Origin of the sequence: Streptomyces sp. NBC_00306, from assembly GCF_036169555.1 — a bacterium.
GTDB classification, from domain to species: domain Bacteria; phylum Actinomycetota; class Actinomycetes; order Streptomycetales; family Streptomycetaceae; genus Streptomyces; species Streptomyces achmelvichensis.
Genome location: NZ_CP108032.1, coordinates 919,877 through 937,459 on the forward strand (window position 1 = coordinate 919,877; position 17,583 = coordinate 937,459).

The following is a 17,583-nucleotide window of genomic DNA, read 5'->3' on the forward strand; positions in this document are numbered from 1 at the left end:
CCTGCCGGAAGTCTCCCTGCCGACCCGGGCGACTGAGCTATCTTGAGCGAAAGTGGGACGAGAAGGAGTGACACCGGTGCCATCAGGGCAGCAGGCACGCGCACAGGCGTCTGCGATCACGCCGGGGAGACTTTCTCCCGACGCGGAGCCGGCCCCAACAGACAGGGTTCTCGCCCTTTTCGGCGGCCATCGGCTCTCGCCGGGACAGCGGCGGATCGCGCAGTACATCACCGACCACCTCACCGAGGCGGCGTTCCTGTCGATCACGGATCTCGCGGAGCGGGTGGGGGTCAGCCAGCCCTCGGTGACCCGGTTCGCCTCGTCGGTCGGCTTCAGCGGCTATCCCGCGCTCCGCGAGGCGCTTCAGCCCATCGCGCTCAGCGCCGTCGCGGGCTCGCCCGACTCGCGCGAACAGATCCGCCGCAACGAACTGCAGGCCGCCGTGGACGCCGAGATCGAGAACCTCGAGAATCTGCGCCGGGTACTGGCCGACACCGACCAGGTGCTGGACGTCGGCCGTGAACTCGCCCGGTCGGTTCCGCTCACCGTTCTCGGACTGCGGATCTCCGTCTCGCTCGCGGAGTACTTCGCCTATGCCGCGCGCCGGATCCATCCCGATGTGCGCACGGTGACCCGCGGCGGCAGCGTCGCGTACGACGCACTCCTTCAGTCACGGGCCGCCGGCGGCACCTGGGTGCTGGCGTTCGCGATGCCACGGCATGCGAACGAGACCCTCGCGGCGATGCGCGCGGCCCGCAGCACGGGGCTGCGCGTCGCGCTGATCACCGACCTGTCACTCGGCCCCATCGTGGACGAGGCCGATGTGGCCCTGACCGCCGCCACCGGGTCACGGCTCGTCTTCGACTCCTACGCGGCGCCGGGCGTCCTGTCCGCCGCCCTGCTCCAGGCGATGGCCGACGCCGATCCGCAGCGCACGCAGAGCCGGCTCGAAAGCTACGAGCAGGCCGCCGAACAGCACGATTTCTTCCTCGAGGACTGATCCGCGGGCGCATCACCGGTGGAATCGATCGGGACGTTTCATGCCTCATCGTGCATGAAATTTTTCATACCCTTGCGTACTCAACGGTATATATATTTACTGCCCTGGTGGCCCCGGTTCCTCCGGATCCCAGGCCGGCCCGCACCGTCGCCCAGGAAAGTCGGCACCGCCCCATGCACACCTCGCCACGCCCCGCCGCACACGGCGCACTCCGCAGAGATCCGCCGGGGCCGAAACGGCTCACGGGTGTCATCGGTGCGGGCGACCACGGCGATCCGGTACGAGCCCCCTAGCACGGACACCGAGGTATGACGCTCTCCTCCTCGCGTCCCGCCCCTCGGTGTTCCGTCCGGGCACCTTCCGCCCCCTGCGGATGTGCCCACCCGGCGGCCCCGGTCAACCCCTGGGCCGGGGCCGCCAGAGACTCCCCAGGCCAGCGACCCTGTGCCGATCCGCCCCATCCGGAAGCGACGACGATGTCCCAGACCTTCACCCCGATCGACTCGGACTGGCCGGTACAGGTCAAGACCCCCGGCAGCCACGACTGGGAGCGCACGGCGGCGCGCTGGTTGCGCGATCTCCTGCCGGCCCGCTACGCCGGCTACTCGACGCTGACCCGTCATCACATCCTGCTGGCCCGCCATGCGCAGTTGCAGCTCCAGCACGAAATGCGGACCGTACGCGTCGCCCTGCAGACCTGCCGGGCCGAACTCCCCACGCTGGGCGTCTCCGACCAGATCATCGAGAGCACGATCCGGCTCTACGCCGTCGAGTTGGAGCAGCTGAACCGGCTGGCGCGGGGCGTGCGGCTCATCACGGAGGCGCTTCTCGCGGGCAGTCACGCCCAGCGCAGGCGCTCCGCCGTGTAGGACGTCGTGGTGCGCGCCATGCGCCGGCTCTCAGGCGCGCGTCTCAATCCTGCCGGCGGGCGGCGATGATCGCCGCCACGGCGTCGGCGATATGGCCCTCTGCCGCGGCCTTGTCGACGCCGGCCGTGGTGAGCACGCCCGCGCCGTCCTCGAACTCCAGCAGGGCAAGCACCATGTGCTCGGTGCCGATGTAGTTGTGGCCCAGGCGCAGCGCCTCACGGAAGGTCAGTTCCAGGACCTTGCGCGACGACGCGTCGTACGGGACCAGGTCGGGCACCTCGTCGGCCGCGGGCGGCAATGCCGCGGTCGCGGCCCGGCGGACGGTGTCCAGCGGCACACCCTGCGCGACGATCGCACGGGCGGCGAGCGCGTCCGGCTCGGCGAGCAGCCCGAGGACTAGATGCGCCGGCCCGATCGTGGTGTTCCGTGCGGTGTGGGCCTCGTTGTGCGCCGCCATCAGGCAGTTCCTGGCCCGCTCGGTGAACCTGCTGAAACCCTGGCTGGGGGCGAGATCCGACTCGGCGCTGCCCTTGGGGACGAATCGCTTCTGAGCGGCCTGGCGGGTGACGCCCATGCTCTTGCCGATCTCCGTCCACGAGGCACCGGAACGCCGGGCCTGGTCCACGAAGTGACCGATCAGATGGTCGGCCACGTCCCCGAGGTGATCGGCGGCGATGACCGCGTCCGACAGCTGGTCGAGTTCGTTGGAATGGACCCTCTTGATGGCCTCGATGAGGTCGTCGAGCCGTACGGGATGGGTCATGCGGCCGGGATTCTCCATGCGTCAACCGTAGGTTGACACACGGAGGGTGTCAACCTTGGGTTGTCACTGCCCTGCCGGCCCGGCCTCCGTCGGACTCGGTCCACGCCGACCGGCGGCGCGGTGAACCGTGGGCCGCCCTCCCACGTATGGAAGGAGGGCTCCTGGTGTCCGGGTGCCCTCGGCGTTCGGAGCGGCGTCGCGCAACGACCAAGGGGCCAGGGATGACGCACGCACGACGCAGACTGCAGCGGATCGCACGGCTGGCCGCCGTGGGAGGACTGCTCTGCGGAGGGCTGATGGTCACGGACGCCGTGGCCGGTGAGACCCCCGGAGCGGGCGGGACACCGGCCAATGACGTGGGCACCCGGCTCGTGTCGGAGCTCGGCACGTCGCGCACCGCGGGCACCTGGATGGGCGACGACGGGCGCGAGGTCGTGGCGGTGACCGACGAGCAGGCGGCCGAGGAGGTCGAGCGTGCGGGCGCGCGCGCCAAGGTCGTGCGGTACAACATGAGCCAACTGCGGTCGGCCACCGATGCGTTGGGCCAGGCTCCGCGGGTGCCGGGCACCGCGTGGTCACTGGACTATGCGACCAACACGGTGTCGGTGCAGGCCGACAGCACGGTGTCGGCGGCCGACTGGGACCGGCTGTCCGCCGTCGCCGAGAAGATCGGCGCGTCCGTACGGATGGAGCGCACCGCCGGGTCGTTCACCACCAGGATCAACGGCGCCGAGCCGATTCTCGCCGGCGAGGGCCGCTGTTCCGCCGGCTTCAACGTCACCGACGGCCGGGCCAACTTCGTCCTCACGGCGGGCCATTGCGGTCCCGCGGGCACCACCTGGTTCCAGGACAACAGCGGCAGCAAGCCGGTGGGCAACATGACAGTGAGCAGGTTCCCCGGCAACGACTTCGCGCTCGTGCAGTACCAGAACGGCGAGATCCCCGGTGGGCCCAATGTGGTGAACATCGGCGGAGGCCAGGCCGTCCAGATCAACGGGGCCGCCGAACCCTTCGTCGGCCAGCAGGTGTTCCGCAGCGGCAGTACGACCGGGCTGCGCACCGGACAGGTCACCGGACTGAACGCGACCGTGAACTACCCCGAGGGCACGGTCGTCGGCCTCATCAAGACGACGGTGTGCGCCGAACCCGGTGACAGCGGGGGCCCGTTGTTCGCGGAGGGTCTGGCGCTCGGCGTGACGTCGGGCGGCAACGGCGACTGCACCAGGGGCGGCGTCACCTACTTCCAGCCGGCGACCAAGGCGATGGCGGCCCTTGGCGTACGTCTCACCGGTGGCGGCGCCGCCGCGAACGGCGCGGCCCAGGCACCGCTCAACCCCGACCTCCCGCCGCCGAACACCGCGGGCGGCAACGCCCCCCTCAACCCGGGCGGGGGCGAGGGACGGACGGTCACCAACATCCTCGGACCCGAGGCTGTCGCTCCGGGGCTGATCGTCATCACGGTGAGTCTGCTCGGGCTGATCGCCACCCGGTCGATCTGGTCGGCGCAGGACCGCCGGGACTTCCGCAGCCACTACACGCAGAGCTGGGGCTGACGCCGCTCCCGGCAGCTACGGGCTGTCGGGGTTGCCGTCGCCTCCGCAAGGGTGTTCAGTACCGCTGGGCCTTGGCCACCGTGGGCGTGAGGTTCAGATCGGCGGGCTTCCTGCTGATGGCCAGCGGCTGGGCGCTCTTGCCCGGCGCGAGGTCCTGGGCGCCGACCACGCGGCTCTCCACGACCTTGCCGGAGGAGTCCCTGAAGTCGACCTGCACGGCGTACGAAGCCTCTTCGTCCGTGCTGTTGGTGATGTTCACGATGACGGCCCGCAGACCACCGGTCTCGGCCACGGGCTTGCCCCGGAGCGTGACGTCGGCCCGGGCGTTGCCGCCCCCCTTCACGTCCTTCAGCTCCTCGGCGGCTTCCTGGTTCGCCCGCCCCACCTCGGCCGAGATCGACGACTCGAGGGCGGAGGCCGCGGCGGACGCCGACGAGGCGGCGGCCGAGGCGGCCGCACGGGCCGAGGCCGCGTCGGAGGCCAGGGCGGACGGCACGTCACCGGAGAAGGAGGCGGTCTCCGGGGGTGTGGGGCGGGGACTGGGATACGAACTGCTCGTGGAGCCGTTGTAGTCGCCGCCGCACGAGACGAGCCCGGTGACGCCCACCGCCACCATGACCACGGTCGCCGCCGCGGCAACGGGCCGCCGCATACTCGACCGGCGTGGGGATGCTGCGCTCATCGGAGATCCTTTCCTGCTCACCGCGCTCAGTAGCGCAGGGAACTCGCGATTCCGCCGACGTCGGCCAGCGTGCCGTCGGGCACGAACCGCACCTCGGCGCCGGTGTCCAGCGACCGTTCGACGATGTCGTCGACAATGTCGTCGAGGGCGTCCAGATCGCCCGGTTCCGCGGGATTGAGGTGCTCTCCGGTGTCCCGCACGGTCTCCCGGTAGTTCTCCTCGACCGCGAGGAGTGCCACTCGGCCCGTCGCGACGTTCTGCCGGATCTCGTCCACGCCGGCGGCGAACGCCCGGCGCCCGCGGGCCCGGTCCAGCTCCGCCAGCACATCGGCGACGTCCTGCTCGGCACTGGCCTCGGCGAACGGCCGCACGGCCTGCCACACCGCGTCGGCGGGTCCCCTGGCGAGGCCTCCGTGCGGAATGCGGGCCGCGGCCTTGGCGGCCACGCTGCCGACGTCGCCGAGAAGGGCGAGCGCCGCCGCTTCCCCGGCCACGTACAGCGGCCGGGGGTGGGACGCCAGGACGGCGTTCATCGCGGAGTCGGCGTCGCGCAGGAACTGACGGGTGAGTTCGTCGCTGAAGGTGCTGGGCAGATCGCCGATCCGCTCCTTGCGCTCTGCGTCAGGGTCCTCGAGGCTGCGAGTCAGCGGGAACGACCCGGCCTCCTCCTCGGTGACGCGGTCCGTCGTGCCGCTCCACAGACTGGCGCGGTCGGCAGAGACGGCCAGCACCCAGAACGGCCGCTCGGCAGCATGCGCCGAGACGAGATTGCGGGTCAGGAAGGTGTCCGAGAGCACCACGCGTTCGGGAACGGTCCGGCCGAGCGACCAGACCTGGTGCTCCCCCGGCGCGGCGAAGACCACGAGCCCGTCCTCGGCATGTGCCAGGTCGACTTCGGCCAGTGCGCGGTCCAGCTGTTCGGTGACCTCGCTGCGGGTCTCCCGGGTGACAGCGGGATCGGCCTGGAGCTGTTCCTTCGCCGCGGCCATGAGATTGCGCAGCCGGACGGGATCCTGCGCGTTGTCCGGTTCGCGACGGTGCGTGGGCATCAGGACCGTAACTGCCGGATAGGGACGCTGCTGACGCAGCTGGGCCAGGGCAGCAGAGCTGAGTGCGGGGCGCATGTGAACCCTTTCCAGGCTTGTCGCCACATCAACAGATGAACCATATGTCCGTTTGCAGCGACCGGCAGAAGATGGACCGCGACTCTGCGGAAACGCGGGCTTCGGCGACGGTCGAGCGCTGGCGCATGGGGGGTCCACTCACCACCGGCGACTGAAGTATGGTGTCCCACCACATGTGCCGGTGACCTGCGTGTTTCTACGGTGTGGCGACATCGCAACGTCCCCGTCCCCCGCCCGGAAGTGGTGACCATGGCTGCCTCGGCAACCGCTCCCCCAGCTCCAGCCCGTCTGCGCCGCATCGTCGCCGCGAGCCTCATCGGCACCACCATCGAGTGGTACGACTTCTTCCTCTACGGATCCGCCGCCGCGCTCGTCTTCAACAAGCTGTTCTTCCCGGGCTCCGACCCGCTCGTCGGCACCCTGCTCTCCTTCCTCACCTACGCCGTCGGCTTCGCTGCCCGTCCTCTCGGGGCGCTGGTCTTCGGCCACTACGGTGACCGGCTCGGCCGCAAGAAGCTGCTGGTGCTGAGCCTGCTGCTGATGGGCGGTGCGACCTTCGCGATCGGACTGCTGCCGACGCACGCCACCATCGGCACGGCGGCGCCCGTACTGCTCACCGTGCTGAGGCTGGTGCAGGGCTTCGCGCTCGGCGGTGAGTGGGGCGGGGCCGTGCTGCTGGTCTCCGAACACGGCGACGCCCGACGCCGCGGTTTCTGGGCGTCCTGGCCGCAAACGGGCGCGCCCGCGGGCCAGTTGCTGGCCACCGGTGTGCTGTCCGCGCTCACGGCGCTGCTGTCGGACGCGGCGTTCACGTCGTGGGGCTGGCGCATTCCCTTCCTGCTCTCCGGGGTCCTGGTGATCGTCGGCTTGTGGATTCGTCTCTCTGTCGATGAATCCCCGGTGTTCAAGGCCGCGTTGGCCCATGCCGAGCAGCGCAAGGCGAGTGCCGCGGGGGCCGAGAAGATGCCGCTCGTCGCCGTGCTGCGGCACCACTGGCGGGACGTGCTGGTGGCGATGGGCGCGCGCATGGCCGAGAACATCAGCTACTACGTGATCACCGCCTTCATCCTGGTGTACGCCACGACAGCGGTGGACCTGAGCAAACAGACCGCGCTCAACGCCGTACTCATCGCCTCCGCCGTGCACTTCGCGGTGATCCCCCTGTGGGGCGCGCTGTCGGACCGCATCGGGCGCAGGCCCGTCTATCTGATCGGCGCGATCGGGGTCGGGGCGTGGATGTTCCCGTTCTTCGCGCTCATCGACACGGCGAGCTTCGGGGCCCTGCTGCTCGCCGTCACCGTGGGGCTGGTGTTCCACGGCGCGATGTACGCACCCCAGGCGGCCTTCTTCTCCGAGATGTTCGCGACACGTATGCGCTACTCCGGGGCCTCGATCGGCGCGCAGTTCTCCTCGGTGGCCGCCGGAGCGCCTGCCCCGCTCATCGCGACCGCGCTGCTCGCCGACTTCGACTCGTCGACACCGATCGCCCTGTATGTGATCGCCGCCGCGCTGATCACTGTCGTGGCCATCGCCTGCGCCCAGGAGACCCGGCACCGGGACCTGGCGGACGTCGACGCGGCGCGGCCCGGGGGCAGCGGCACCGGCATCAAGGAGTCGGGCGGGGCGGTCGAGGCTCCCGCCGATGGCACCCCGGCGGATGCGCGGACCACTGCCTGACACGCATCCGCAGGCCGGCAACTCCGGCCCTGCGCCGCCGCGCGGGCTCCCTCCCCGGAGCCCGCGCGGCGGCGCGTTCGGCGGGCAGCGGTGGTGCGGTACGGGTTGGTGGCGCTTTTGCCGGGCGACAGTGCCGGAGTACGGGTGGTCGCGTGTTCACCCGGCAGCGGTGCCGGAGTACGAGGGACGCACCCGGCGGACAGCAGGCAACCGCGCCCGCTCCCGTCCCGCAGGCGCCGCCGGCAGGCAGCGGCCTCGGAGCCCCCGCGGTAGGCGCATGCAGCAGGCAACGGCCTGCGGATCACGCGCCGGGCGCACCCAGCGGGCAGCAGCGCACGGCGCCGAGACCGTTTCGCGGGCGCCTCCGGCAGGCAGCGGACTCGGAGCCCCCGCCCTATGCGCACGCGGCAGGCAACGGCCTCCGGATCACGCTCCGGACGCACCCAGCGGGCAGCAGCGCACGGCGCCGAGACCGTCCCGCGGGCGCCTCCGGCAGGCAGCGGCCTCGGAGCCCCCGCGGTAGACGCATGCAGCACAGGCAACGGCCTGCGGATCACGCGCCGGACGCACCCAGCGGGCAGCGGCGCACGGCGCCGAGACCGTCCCGCGGGCGCCGCCGGCAGGCAGCGGCCTCGGAGCCCCCGCCGTAGGCGCACGCGGCAGGCAACGGCCTCCGGATCACGCTCCGGACGCACCCAGCGGGCAGCAGGGCACGGCGCCGAGACCGTCCCGCGGGCGCCGCCGGCAGGCAACCGCCTCAGCCATGCCGCAGGGCCCGGCCCCCCGCCTCCGCCCCGACCAGGACGACGAAGTCCGCGCGGCAGCGCGTCTAGCGCGCCACCGCCTCCGACATCGCGTGCAGCCGCAGCGCCAGTTGGATCTCCAGCGCTCTGCCGGGCGACTGCCAGTCGGGACCGAGGAGCCGGCCGATGCGCTCCAGGCGCTGGGCCACCGTGTTCACATGGACATGCAGCTCGTCCTTCGTCCGGGCCGGGCTCATCCCGCTCGCGAAGTACGCGTCCATGGTCCGCACCAGATCGGTGCCGCGCCGGCGATCGTAGGCGACGACCTCGCCCATCGTGCGCCCGACGAAGCCGTCGATGTCCCCGGGATCGGCGAGGAGCAGTCCGAGGAAGCCGAGGTCCTGCGCCGCGGCACCCTGGCCGGCCCGGCCGAGCAGCCGCAGTGCGTCCAGGCAGCGCCGCGCCTGGTCGTACGCCCCGGCTATCGGACTCGGGTCGCCCGCCGGCACGGCGACCGGAGCGGACGCCCCGACCGTGACCGACTCCCGCAGTGCGCCGCCCAGTTGACGTGCGGTGCGGCAGGCCAGCTCGGAGGCGTCGTCGTCGGGGCCGAGCGGCAGGAGCAGGACCGCGCCCCCGTCCCGCGCAGCGGCCAGGCCCGAGCGGGTCGCCGCCAGATGCGAGGCGGCTGCCCACAACCGCTGGCGGTCGGCGCTCTCGCGCTCCACCGCGGTGCCCGCACCCCGTCCGCCGGCGCCCCGGGCACTCGCGCCGCGGCCCGCGCTCTCCTGTTCGGGCACGCCGGAGTCCGGCCCCTCCATCCGCGCGGCCAGCACCACATGGGGAACGTCGAGATCCGCCCCCAGCCGGGCCGCACGCTCCCGCAGCAGTCGGGGGTCGCGGTCCGGGGCATCGAGGAGGTCGTCGAGCAGTTCGCCCCGTACGCGCTGTTCGGCCTCGTGGGCCGAGCGGCGGGCGAGCAGCAGGAGGGAGGTCACCATCGCACCGCGCTCCAGGGTGCGCCGGTCGACGGGATCGAGGTCGGCATGGCCGGCCAGCACCAGGGCGCCGAGGTCCTCACCGCCGGCCGAGACGGCCGCCACCCACTCCTGCTCCCGTCGTATCGCGCGCCCGTCCGCGCCGGGTGCGTCGGGGTGGCTGTCGGTGAACCGGACGGTGCCGTCGAGGACTTCGGAGAGGGCGGCGGCCACATCGTCGACGCCGCCGCCGCGCAGCACCACCTCGGTCAGCCGGTCATGCACCTCGGACGCGCGCTCGATGACGCCGCTGTGGTCCCGGATGATCTCGTTGGCCTTCTCCAGTTCGGCGAGAGCCGAGCGGGTCTCGGCGAGCAGGTTCGCGGTGTCGATGGCGACGGCCGCATGGGCGGCGAAGGAGGCCAGCAGCGCGACCTGTTCCCGCTCGAAGACTCGCGCCCGGCGGTCGGCGGCGAACAGCACGCCGATGACCTGGCTGCCGAGCATCAGCGGCACACCGAGGATCGCGACGAGGCCTTCGTCCCGTACGGCCGTGTCGATGGACGGTGTGTGCTCGAAGCGGGCGTCGTCGAAGTAGCTGTCGGTGACATAGGGGCGGGCGGTCTGGGCGACGAGACCGCCGAGCCCCTCTCCCATACCGAGCCGCACCTGCTGGAAGCGGGCCGAGACCGACCCCTCGGTGACCCGCATATAGGTGTCTCCGGCCGACGGGTCGTTGAGACTGAGATAGGCCACTTCCGTGCCGAGCAGCGAGCGGGCCCGCTGCACGATCGCGCGGAGCACGGCGTCGAGGTCGCGCAGTCCGGCGAGGTCGTGCGCGGTTTCGAACAGCGCCGAGAGCTCGGCCTCGCGTCGGCGCCGGCCCTCCAGCTCGGCGCGCACCCGCAGCGCGAGCTGCTTGGCGTGTTCGAGGGCGGCGAGCTTCTCCGGTCCGGCGCCGCTCGCACGGGCGAGCAGTGCCGGCCGGTCGTACGCCTCCGCGGCGGCGCCGCGTGCGAGGAGCTCCAGGTAGTCGGCTTGATCGTGGGACATGGACACAGGATTACCTGCCGTACGGGAGGTGGCACCAGCCCTGTGGACGAGCGGGCCGTTGGGGACAACCGGGTCACCCGTCAGTGCGCGGTCCAGCCGCCGTCGAGGGCGATCGAGGTGCCGGTGATGAACGCGGCCTGCGGCGTGCAGAGATACAGCACCGCCTCGGCCACTTCCTCGGGCTCCACCAGGCGCTTGACGGCGGAGTCCTTGAGCAGGACGTCGGCGAGCACCTGGTCCTCGGGCAGGGAGTGGGCCGCCGCCTGATCGGCGATCTGCCGCTCGACGAGCGGGGTGCGCACATAGCCGGGGTTCACACAGACCGATGTCACACCATGGGGGGCGCCTTCCAGGGCCGCCGTTTTGGAGAGCCCTTCGAGACCGTGTTTCGCGGCCACATACGCGGACTTGAAGGCGGAGGCGCGCAGCCCGTGCACGGAGGAGATGTTGACGATGCGCCCCCAGCCCTGCGCGTACATGTGCGGCAGGGCGCCCCTGATCAGGCGGAACGGCGCCTCCAGCATCACGGTGAGCACCGTGTGGAAGACGTCCGGCGGAAAGGCCTCGATGGGCCGGACCAGCTGGAGACCGGCGTTGTTGACCAGGATGTCGGCGCCCGCGGCCGCCGCCTCCGCCGCGTCGAGGTCGGTGAGATCCAGGACCTGGGGCTCCACGGCTCCGCCGGCTTCCGTGCCGAGCGCGGCGAGCGTCTCCAGCCCGTCGGCGTCCCGGTCGACGGCCCTGACCTTCGCCCCCGCGGCCGCGAGCCGCAGCGCGCAGGCGCGGCCGATGCCGCTCGCTGCCCCGGTGACAAGTGCGGTGCGGCCGCCGAGATCGAGGTCGACCACGGTAGGAGGAACGCCAGGTGTGGTGGGGGACGTCATGCTGCGAACCCTAGGCAGCGATCATTCCCCGACCGATGTGGTCACCACCCATACTTCACTGCTCGTGCATAGGCTGGAACCATGCCGGTCCCTCGGCCAGGGCCTGCTTGATCCGGAAGTGCGCGAATTCCTTGAGCTCCGGCAGCGCATCCACGGTGAACCAGCCGACCTCGAGCGACTCGTCGTCGTTGACACAGGCCACGCCGCCCACCGCCCGGCAGCGGAAGGTGATGTCCATGAACTGGCACCGGTCCCCGTTGGGATAGGTGACCGGCTCCGGCAGCGCCTGGACGAGCACGACCCGTTCGGCGACACAGCGCACCGCGGTCTCCTCGTACACCTCGCGCACGGCGGTCGCGGCCGGCTCCTCGCCGGGCTCGGGGATCCCGCCGATCACGGACCACCGGCCGTTGTCCGCGCGCCGTCCCAGCAGCACACGCCCCTCGTCGTCGAAGACGATCGCGCTGACGCCGGGCAGAAGGAGCAGCTGGTTCCCGGCGGTGGCCCGGATGTCGCGGATGAAGTCGGGGGTAGCCATGGCTTCGACCTTACGGCCCGCCGGGCCGCAGCTCGGTCTATCCGGCGTCGCCGGTGCCCGGTGCGACCGGCTCGCCCGCCGTCGCCCGCTCACGCCGCCGCCGTACGCCCCGCACGGACACCACGCCGACGCCGCCTGCCGCGATCAGCAGCAGCGCGATCTCGGGCCAGGTCCCGAGACGCGTCGCCGGGGTGAGCGAGGAACGCAGCGGCACCTCCGCGACCAGAGCGTCCGGTGTGAACATCTCCGTCCGCTGGACGATCTTTCCGTCCGGCATGATGACGGCGCTGACGCCGCTGGTCACGGGGACGACGACGGAGCGACCGTGCTCGACGGCCCGCACGCGCGACATGGCCAGCTGCTGATACGTCATCTCGCTGCGGCCGAAGGTCGCGTTGTTGCTGGGCACGGAGATGAGCTGGGCGCCGTGCGTGACGGTGTCCCGTGCCGCGTCGTCGAACGCGGCCTCGAAGCAGGTGACGAGACCGACCTTCGTGCCCGCCAGGTCGAAGACACCGACCTTGTCGCCGGGGCCGAAGTCGCGGCGGACCCGGTCCACGTCCGAACTGAACAGCCGCACGACGGAGCGCATCGGGATGTACTCGCCGAACGGCTGCACATGGCGCTTGTCGTAGGTGTTCACCGGACCGCGGACGGGATCCCACTCGATCAGGGTGTTACGGAGCTTTCCGGTGTCCGGGGTGACCACCGCTCCGACGACCGTCGGCACCCCGATGGCCTTCACGGCCTCGTCGATGACGAGACGTGCGTCGGCGTTGCGGTACGGGTCGAGATCCGAGGAGTTCTCGGGCCACAGCACGAAGTCCGGCTTGGCCACCTTCCCTGCCTTGACCTCTGCGGCGAGCTCCTCGGTACGGCGCACATGGTTGTCGAGCACCGCGCGCCGCTGGGAGTTGAAGTCGAGTCCGAGGCGGGGCACATTGCCCTGGATCGCGGCCACGGTGGCGGTGCCGTCCTCGGCCGTGTCGTCGACGAGCGGCAGCGCCGCGAGCGCCGCCGTCACCGGGACGAGCACGGTGAGCAGTGCGGCGGCCAGGGGACCGCGCGGCAGCGCTCCGGTACGCCGGAAGTCGATCACCCGCCCGACCGTCTCGTACAGCCCGAGGCCGCACAGCGCCACCGCGAAGCCGAGCAGCGGTGTGCCGCCCACCGCGGCGAGCGGCAGGAAGACGCTGTCCGCCTGGCCGAACGCGATCTTGCCCCAGGGGAAGCCGCCGAACGGCACCCTGGCGCGAGCCGCCTCACCGGCGATCCACACCGCCGCGCCCCACACGGGCCAGGCCGGAAGCCGGCTGACCGCGGCCATGCCCATACAGGCGACCGCGACGAAGACCGCCTCGATCGCCGCCAGCGCGATCCATGGAAGGGGGCCCACCTCTTCGCCGGTCCAGCTGAGCAACGGCAGCAGGAAGCCGAGACCGGTCAGATAGCCGAGACCGAACGCGGGCCGCAGCCGGCGCCCGTACAGGGACCAGCCGAGCAGGGCGAAGGCGGGAAGCGCCAGCCACCACAGAGGCCTGGGCGGGAAGCTCAGGAAGAGCAGCACTCCGGCCAGAGCCGCGGCCCCGGGCCGGACGAACCGGCGCAGCAGCGGCCGGAGCCCGGAGGGGGCGGACGGTGGAGTGTCGAGGGCGGTGACGGTGGCGCTCACCTGGCGGAGTCTACGGCGGCAGGCGGTGCGGGCGGCATTCCGGTCCGGCGACCGCCCGTGGCAGCGGAAGCAACGTTCCTGCGCAAGGCATCCACAAAACCGTGTCTCTGCCGTTACCGTGTGCGCCAGCCGTGCCGCCGGACGCGGTCGGCTGCTGCGGCGGGGGCTGCCACGGGTCCGGGGGGTCGGCGGAATGCTTGCACCGTACGACCGGTCGGCGACGCGCGAACGCGGCGTCGCGACCGATGTCGCCGGTGTCGTCGTCCTCGGCGCGTGCGCGGCCTGGTCGCTGATCAGCGCGACCGGCCGGGAGGCCAGACCGGAGGGCGTGCTGCTGGCGGTGTTCGCCGTCGCCGCCGGATACGCCTTCGGCCGCATCTGCGGCACGCTGCTGCCGGTCGCCGCGGCTTCGGCCGTCTCCCTCGCCGCCCTCGGACTGGCGATGGCCTCACCGGAGGGCGTGCCCGGCGCGGGCGCGGGCGACCCCCTTCAGCCCGGGCACACCGGAGCGGCCGCCGGCCTGCTGGTCCTGGCCGCGGGCGCCGCCTCCTGCGGAGCCTGCGCAGCCCGGCCTCCGGTGCTGCGGCTGGCGCTGCGGGGACTGGCGCTGGCGGTCGCGTGCACCGCGCTGTGGCTCGGATCGGTGGCCGGATTCGCTGCCGCGACCGCTGTGCTGCTCTGCTCGCTGGCGGCCGCGCGTATGCACCGCCGGACAGCACCTCTCGGAGCGCTTGCCCTGGTGACGGGCCTGTTGGTCGCCACATCGTGGGGAGTCGCCGAGGACGCCCTGCCGGACGGGCTCACGGTGTCCCTGGAGGGGCAGCTGACGCAGAACCGGGTCGCGCTCTGGCACGACGCGGTCGAGCTCGCCGAGGACGATCCCTTGCGCGGAGTCGGACCGGACCGCTTCGGACTGCTCAGTCCCACGGCCCAGCAGGTGGCGGGCTCGGACGGCAAACCGCACTCCGCCTCGCTGCAACAGGCCGCCGAGCAGGGCGTGGTGGGCGTGGTGCTGCTGGGCGCGGCCTTCGGCTGGATGCTGTACGGGCTGTGGCGTTCCCCCCGCTCCACCCCGGTGGTCCTGAGCGCGGGTGCGGCGCTCACGGCGCTCGCGGCGCTGGCGAGCCTGGGCAACGCACTGAGTTTCGCGCCGGTCACGGTAGGTGCGGGGCTGCTGGCGGGCCTGGCGACCGCGCGGGTGGCCGGCGGTGATGCGGCGGAGACGGGCGACGACCCGGCCCCGGCGGCTGTCCGCGCACGCTGACGGACGCGCGCTGACGGTCGAGGCATGTAGGAGGCCGGTCGGCGCGGGACGACATCCGCACATCACGCGCACCTCGGCCGAGCGACGGGCGGAGCGTCAGGCCTTGGCCGCCGTGCCCGTGCCCCTGCGCAGCCCGTCGCGAATGGCCAGGACGGCGGCTTCCGCATCATCGACCGTCACCGTGAACACTCTGCCGTCGCCCAGAGTGACGACGATGCCCTCACCGCGCCGTACGACGACCGCGGTGCCCTTCTCCGGGCGCCAGCGGTAACCCCAGCCGCCCCACTGCCTCGGGGTGACCTTGGCGGCGACTTCCGCGCCGACGACGTGCGACAGCGGAATCCGCCGGCGCGGCAGGCCCATGTGACCGCAGCGCACCTCGACGGCGTCGCTGTCCACCTTCACCGCCACATGGACGAACGCGAGGGTGCCGTACAGGATCAGCAGACCGGCGGCGACACAGCCGATCACCGACATCAGCAGAGGGGCGATACCGGAGGTCCACTGGGAGGCAACCGCCAGCTCCACACCCAGTGCGACAAAGGCGGCACCCGCCGCGGCGAGCAGCCACTGCATACGGTTCGTCGCTCGGCCGGTCCACACGGCGGGGACGGGCTCCGCGGACGCATAAGAATCTCGGGCGAGGTCCTTCATGGAAGGAGAGTACCCAGCAACTGCCGCCGCAGCATGGGGTCCGTCACGAGGATCACGCCGACGTGCCGCACCAGCAGGCGGGGCTCACCGTCGGTACGCGGATCTCACGTTCAGTGCGCGGAGCTCACTGTCCGCAGCAGCCGGCCCTCCGCGTAGTGCGCCGCCTGGGCCGGCAGGACCTCGTCGCGGCCGCTGAGCAGCACCGTCAGCCGGCTGCTCGGGGCGGCGTCGGGGGCCGGGAGCTCGCCGAGGCGCCGGAGCGCCTGCGCGGCGACCGCGTCGGCCGAGCCGTGCAGGGTCACGGGCCGTCCCACGGCTGCGCGGATGCGCTCGGCGACCAGTTCGTAGTGCGTGCAGCCGAGGACGACGGCGCGGACATCGCGTGGCGTGAGAGCGGCCGCCGCGGCCACCGCCCGGTCGATGGCATCCTCGTCGGCCTGCTGCACCGCGTCGGCGAGTCCGGGACACGGGACCTCCGTGACCGCGACGGAGTCGGCGAAGTCACGGATGAGCGCGCGCTGGTAGGGGCTGCCGGTGGTGGCCGGCGTGGCCCAGATCGCGACCGGTCCCCCGCCCGCCGACGCGGGCTTGATGGCCGGGACCGTACCGATGACGGGGATCGCCGGCTCCAGCTCGGCGCGCAGCGCCGGGAGTGCGTGCACGGACGCGGTGTTGCAGGCGATGATCAGGGCGTCCGGTGCATGGGCGACGGCCGCCCGGGCGACCGTGAGCGCCCGTTGGGTCACATCGTCCGGTGTGCGCGGCCCCCATGGCATGTTGTCGGGGTCCGAGGAGAGGACGAGATCCGCGTCCGGCCTCAGCCGGCGCACCGCGGCGGCCGCCGGGAGGAGGCCGATTCCGGAGTCCATGAGCGCGATCTTCACCCGGTCACCATAGTCGACCACCCTTGCGGGGCCGGTCCGGTGGGGCAGACTGCGGCACATGAGCGCCGTTGCCTGGATCGCCCTCGGATCGCTGGCCGCCTGGGGATGGCTCCTGCTGGGCCAGGGCTTCTTCTGGGTCACGGACCAGCGGTTGCCGCGCCGCGAGGACCTCGCGGCCTGGCCGGATGTCGCCGTCGTCGTGCCCGCGCGCGACGAGGCGGGGTCCCTTCCCGCGAGCCTGCCCTCCCTGCTGGCCCAGGACTACCCGGGACGGGCGGAGATCGTTCTGGTCGACGACGGAAGCACGGACGGCACCGGAGAGGTGGCGCTCGCTCTTGCCGAGCGGTACGGCGGGCTGCCGCTGCGCGTCGTGACCCCCGGCGAACCGGAGCCCGGCTGGACGGGGAAGCTGTGGGCCCTGCGGCACGGCATCGCCCTGGCGAGGGAGCGCGAGCCGGAGTATCTGCTGCTCACCGACGCCGACATCGCCCACGCGCCGGACAGTCTGCGGGAGTTGGTGGCCGCGGCCCGCACCGGCGGACTCGATCTCGTCTCCCAGATGGCACGTCTGCGGATCGCGACCGGCTGGGAACGCCTCGTGGTCCCCGCCTTCGTCTACTTCTTCTCCCAGCTCTATCCGTTCCGGTGGGTCAACCGGCCCGGTGCGCGCACCGCGGCAGCGGCCGGCGGCTGTGTGCTCCTGCGCACCGAGGCCGCCGAGCGCGCGGGCGTACCGGTCACGATCCGGCATGCGGTGATCGACGACGTGTCCCTGGCGCGCGCGGTGCAGCGGTCCGGCGGGCGCATCTGGCTGGGGCTCGCCGAGAAGGTGGACAGTGTGCGGCCCTATCCGCGCCTGGCGGATCTGTGGCGGATGGTGTCGCGCAGCGCGTACGCCCAACTCCTGCACAGTCCCCTGCTGCTGGCGGGCACGGTCGTCGGGCTCACGCTGGTGTACCTCGTGCCGCCGGTCGCGCTGTGCGCCGGGATCCTCCGGCACGACCCCGCGGCCTGCTATGCCGGGGGTCTGGCCTGGGCGGTGATGGCGGCGACGTATCTGCCGATGCTGCGCTACTACCGGCAGACGCCGCTGCTCGCCGCGGCGCTGCCCTTCACCGCGCTGCTCTATCTGCTGATGACGGTCGATTCGGCGGTGCAGCACTACCGTGGCCGGGGTGCGGCGTGGAAGGGGCGTACCTACGCTCGCCCCAGTGCCACACCGGAGTCCTGACCGCCGAACCGGCCG

The 17,583-nt window shown here is 72.2% G+C and carries 15 protein-coding genes; 6 read left to right on the top strand and 9 right to left on the bottom strand.

Annotated elements, in window-relative coordinates; translation table 11 throughout:
- The first annotated feature begins 76 nt into the window (after positions 1-76).
- The gene (locus tag OHA05_RS04020) at positions 77-1,000 is read left to right on the top strand and encodes a MurR/RpiR family transcriptional regulator (RefSeq protein ID WP_313947802.1); all 924 of its coding nucleotides are present in this window, start codon (positions 77-79) and stop codon (positions 998-1,000) included.
- Between the two features lie 476 nt (positions 1,001-1,476).
- Positions 1,477-1,869 carry a hypothetical protein gene (locus OHA05_RS04025; protein ID WP_313947801.1) on the top strand — a complete coding sequence of 131 codons (393 nt, stop codon included), beginning with the start codon at positions 1,477-1,479 and terminating at the stop codon, positions 1,867-1,869.
- A gap of 43 nt (positions 1,870-1,912) precedes the next feature.
- Here the strand turns inward: OHA05_RS04025 and OHA05_RS04030 are convergent, their stop codons facing one another.
- The gene (locus tag OHA05_RS04030; protein WP_328859843.1) at positions 1,913-2,650 is read right to left on the bottom strand and encodes a Clp protease N-terminal domain-containing protein; all 738 of its coding nucleotides are present in this window, start codon (positions 2,648-2,650) and stop codon (positions 1,913-1,915) included.
- Between the two features lie 203 nt (positions 2,651-2,853).
- Between OHA05_RS04030 and OHA05_RS04035 the strand changes: the two genes are divergently transcribed.
- Positions 2,854-4,185 carry a S1 family peptidase gene (locus OHA05_RS04035; protein WP_328859844.1) on the top strand — a complete coding sequence of 444 codons (1,332 nt, stop codon included), beginning with the start codon at positions 2,854-2,856 and terminating at the stop codon, positions 4,183-4,185.
- A gap of 55 nt (positions 4,186-4,240) precedes the next feature.
- On the opposite strand, the gene OHA05_RS04040 is transcribed toward OHA05_RS04035, so the two are convergent.
- Positions 4,241-4,867, bottom strand: a complete 627-nt coding sequence (locus OHA05_RS04040) for a hypothetical protein (protein WP_313947798.1) — start codon at positions 4,865-4,867, stop codon at positions 4,241-4,243.
- A gap of 26 nt (positions 4,868-4,893) precedes the next feature.
- Positions 4,894-5,991: a baeRF3 domain-containing protein gene (locus tag OHA05_RS04045; RefSeq protein ID WP_328859845.1), complete on the bottom strand. Its 1,098-nt coding sequence runs from the start codon at positions 5,989-5,991 to the stop codon at positions 4,894-4,896.
- Between the two features lie 249 nt (positions 5,992-6,240).
- Here OHA05_RS04045 and OHA05_RS04050 point away from each other — a divergent pair, with 249 nt between their 5' ends.
- The gene (locus OHA05_RS04050; RefSeq protein ID WP_313947796.1) at positions 6,241-7,668 is read left to right on the top strand and encodes an MFS transporter; all 1,428 of its coding nucleotides are present in this window, start codon (positions 6,241-6,243) and stop codon (positions 7,666-7,668) included.
- An 829-nt stretch (positions 7,669-8,497) separates the two neighbouring features.
- Here OHA05_RS04050 and OHA05_RS04055 read toward each other — a convergent pair.
- From OHA05_RS04055 to lnt, 4 genes are all read right to left on the bottom strand, one after another.
- A complete protein-coding gene (locus tag OHA05_RS04055; RefSeq protein ID WP_328859846.1) occupies positions 8,498-10,441 on the bottom strand; it encodes a helix-turn-helix domain-containing protein in 1,944 nt (647 codons plus the stop codon).
- Positions 10,442-10,521: 80 nt separating this feature from the next.
- Entirely contained in the window at positions 10,522-11,325 is an 804-nt protein-coding gene (locus tag OHA05_RS04060) for a 3-hydroxybutyrate dehydrogenase (RefSeq protein WP_313947794.1), read from the bottom strand.
- A gap of 55 nt (positions 11,326-11,380) precedes the next feature.
- A complete protein-coding gene (locus tag OHA05_RS04065) occupies positions 11,381-11,863 on the bottom strand; it encodes an NUDIX hydrolase (RefSeq protein WP_313947793.1) in 483 nt (160 codons plus the stop codon).
- Positions 11,864-11,900: 37 nt separating this feature from the next.
- A complete protein-coding gene (gene lnt, locus OHA05_RS04070) occupies positions 11,901-13,535 on the bottom strand; it encodes an apolipoprotein N-acyltransferase (protein WP_328859847.1) in 1,635 nt (544 codons plus the stop codon).
- 193 nt (positions 13,536-13,728) lie between these two features.
- Between lnt and OHA05_RS04075 the strand changes: the two genes are divergently transcribed.
- Positions 13,729-14,799 carry an O-antigen ligase family protein gene (locus tag OHA05_RS04075; protein WP_328859848.1) on the top strand — a complete coding sequence of 357 codons (1,071 nt, stop codon included), beginning with the start codon at positions 13,729-13,731 and terminating at the stop codon, positions 14,797-14,799.
- Positions 14,800-14,895: 96 nt separating this feature from the next.
- Here OHA05_RS04075 and OHA05_RS04080 read toward each other — a convergent pair whose 3' ends face one another.
- Both OHA05_RS04080 and OHA05_RS04085 read right to left on the bottom strand, forming a co-directional pair.
- The gene (locus OHA05_RS04080; RefSeq protein WP_328859849.1) at positions 14,896-15,453 is read right to left on the bottom strand and encodes a hypothetical protein; all 558 of its coding nucleotides are present in this window, start codon (positions 15,451-15,453) and stop codon (positions 14,896-14,898) included.
- Between the two features lie 110 nt (positions 15,454-15,563).
- A complete protein-coding gene (locus OHA05_RS04085; protein ID WP_313947789.1) occupies positions 15,564-16,397 on the bottom strand; it encodes a glutamate racemase in 834 nt (277 codons plus the stop codon).
- Between OHA05_RS04085 and OHA05_RS04090 the strand changes: the two genes are divergently transcribed.
- The gene (locus OHA05_RS04090) at positions 16,396-17,568 is read left to right on the top strand and encodes a glycosyltransferase (protein ID WP_328859850.1); all 1,173 of its coding nucleotides are present in this window, start codon (positions 16,396-16,398) and stop codon (positions 17,566-17,568) included. The genes OHA05_RS04085 and OHA05_RS04090 overlap by 2 nt on opposite strands.
- Positions 17,569-17,583 lie beyond the last annotated feature (15 nt).

Bases quoted from the DNA above. Each gene is read 5' to 3' on its own strand.
- OHA05_RS04025 (WP_313947801.1), top strand. From the start codon at position 1,477: ATGTCCCAGACCTTCACCCCGATCGACTCGGACTGGCCGGTACAGGTC.
- OHA05_RS04030 (WP_328859843.1), bottom strand. From the start codon at position 2,650: ATGGAGAATCCCGGCCGCATGACCCATCCCGTACGGCTCGACGACCTC.
- OHA05_RS04035 (WP_328859844.1), top strand. From the start codon at position 2,854: ATGACGCACGCACGACGCAGACTGCAGCGGATCGCACGGCTGGCCGCC.
- OHA05_RS04040 (WP_313947798.1), bottom strand. From the start codon at position 4,867: ATGAGCGCAGCATCCCCACGCCGGTCGAGTATGCGGCGGCCCGTTGCC.
- OHA05_RS04045 (WP_328859845.1), bottom strand. From the start codon at position 5,991: ATGCGCCCCGCACTCAGCTCTGCTGCCCTGGCCCAGCTGCGTCAGCAG.
- OHA05_RS04050 (WP_313947796.1), top strand. From the start codon at position 6,241: ATGGCTGCCTCGGCAACCGCTCCCCCAGCTCCAGCCCGTCTGCGCCGC.
- OHA05_RS04055 (WP_328859846.1), bottom strand. From the start codon at position 10,441: ATGTCCCACGATCAAGCCGACTACCTGGAGCTCCTCGCACGCGGCGCC.
- OHA05_RS04060 (WP_313947794.1), bottom strand. From the start codon at position 11,325: ATGACGTCCCCCACCACACCTGGCGTTCCTCCTACCGTGGTCGACCTC.
- OHA05_RS04065 (WP_313947793.1), bottom strand. From the start codon at position 11,863: ATGGCTACCCCCGACTTCATCCGCGACATCCGGGCCACCGCCGGGAAC.
- OHA05_RS04075 (WP_328859848.1), top strand. From the start codon at position 13,729: ATGCTTGCACCGTACGACCGGTCGGCGACGCGCGAACGCGGCGTCGCG.
- OHA05_RS04080 (WP_328859849.1), bottom strand. From the start codon at position 15,453: ATGAAGGACCTCGCCCGAGATTCTTATGCGTCCGCGGAGCCCGTCCCC.
- OHA05_RS04090 (WP_328859850.1), top strand. From the start codon at position 16,396: ATGAGCGCCGTTGCCTGGATCGCCCTCGGATCGCTGGCCGCCTGGGGA.
- OHA05_RS04085 (WP_313947789.1), bottom strand. From the start codon at position 16,397: ATGTGCCGCAGTCTGCCCCACCGGACCGGCCCCGCAAGGGTGGTCGAC.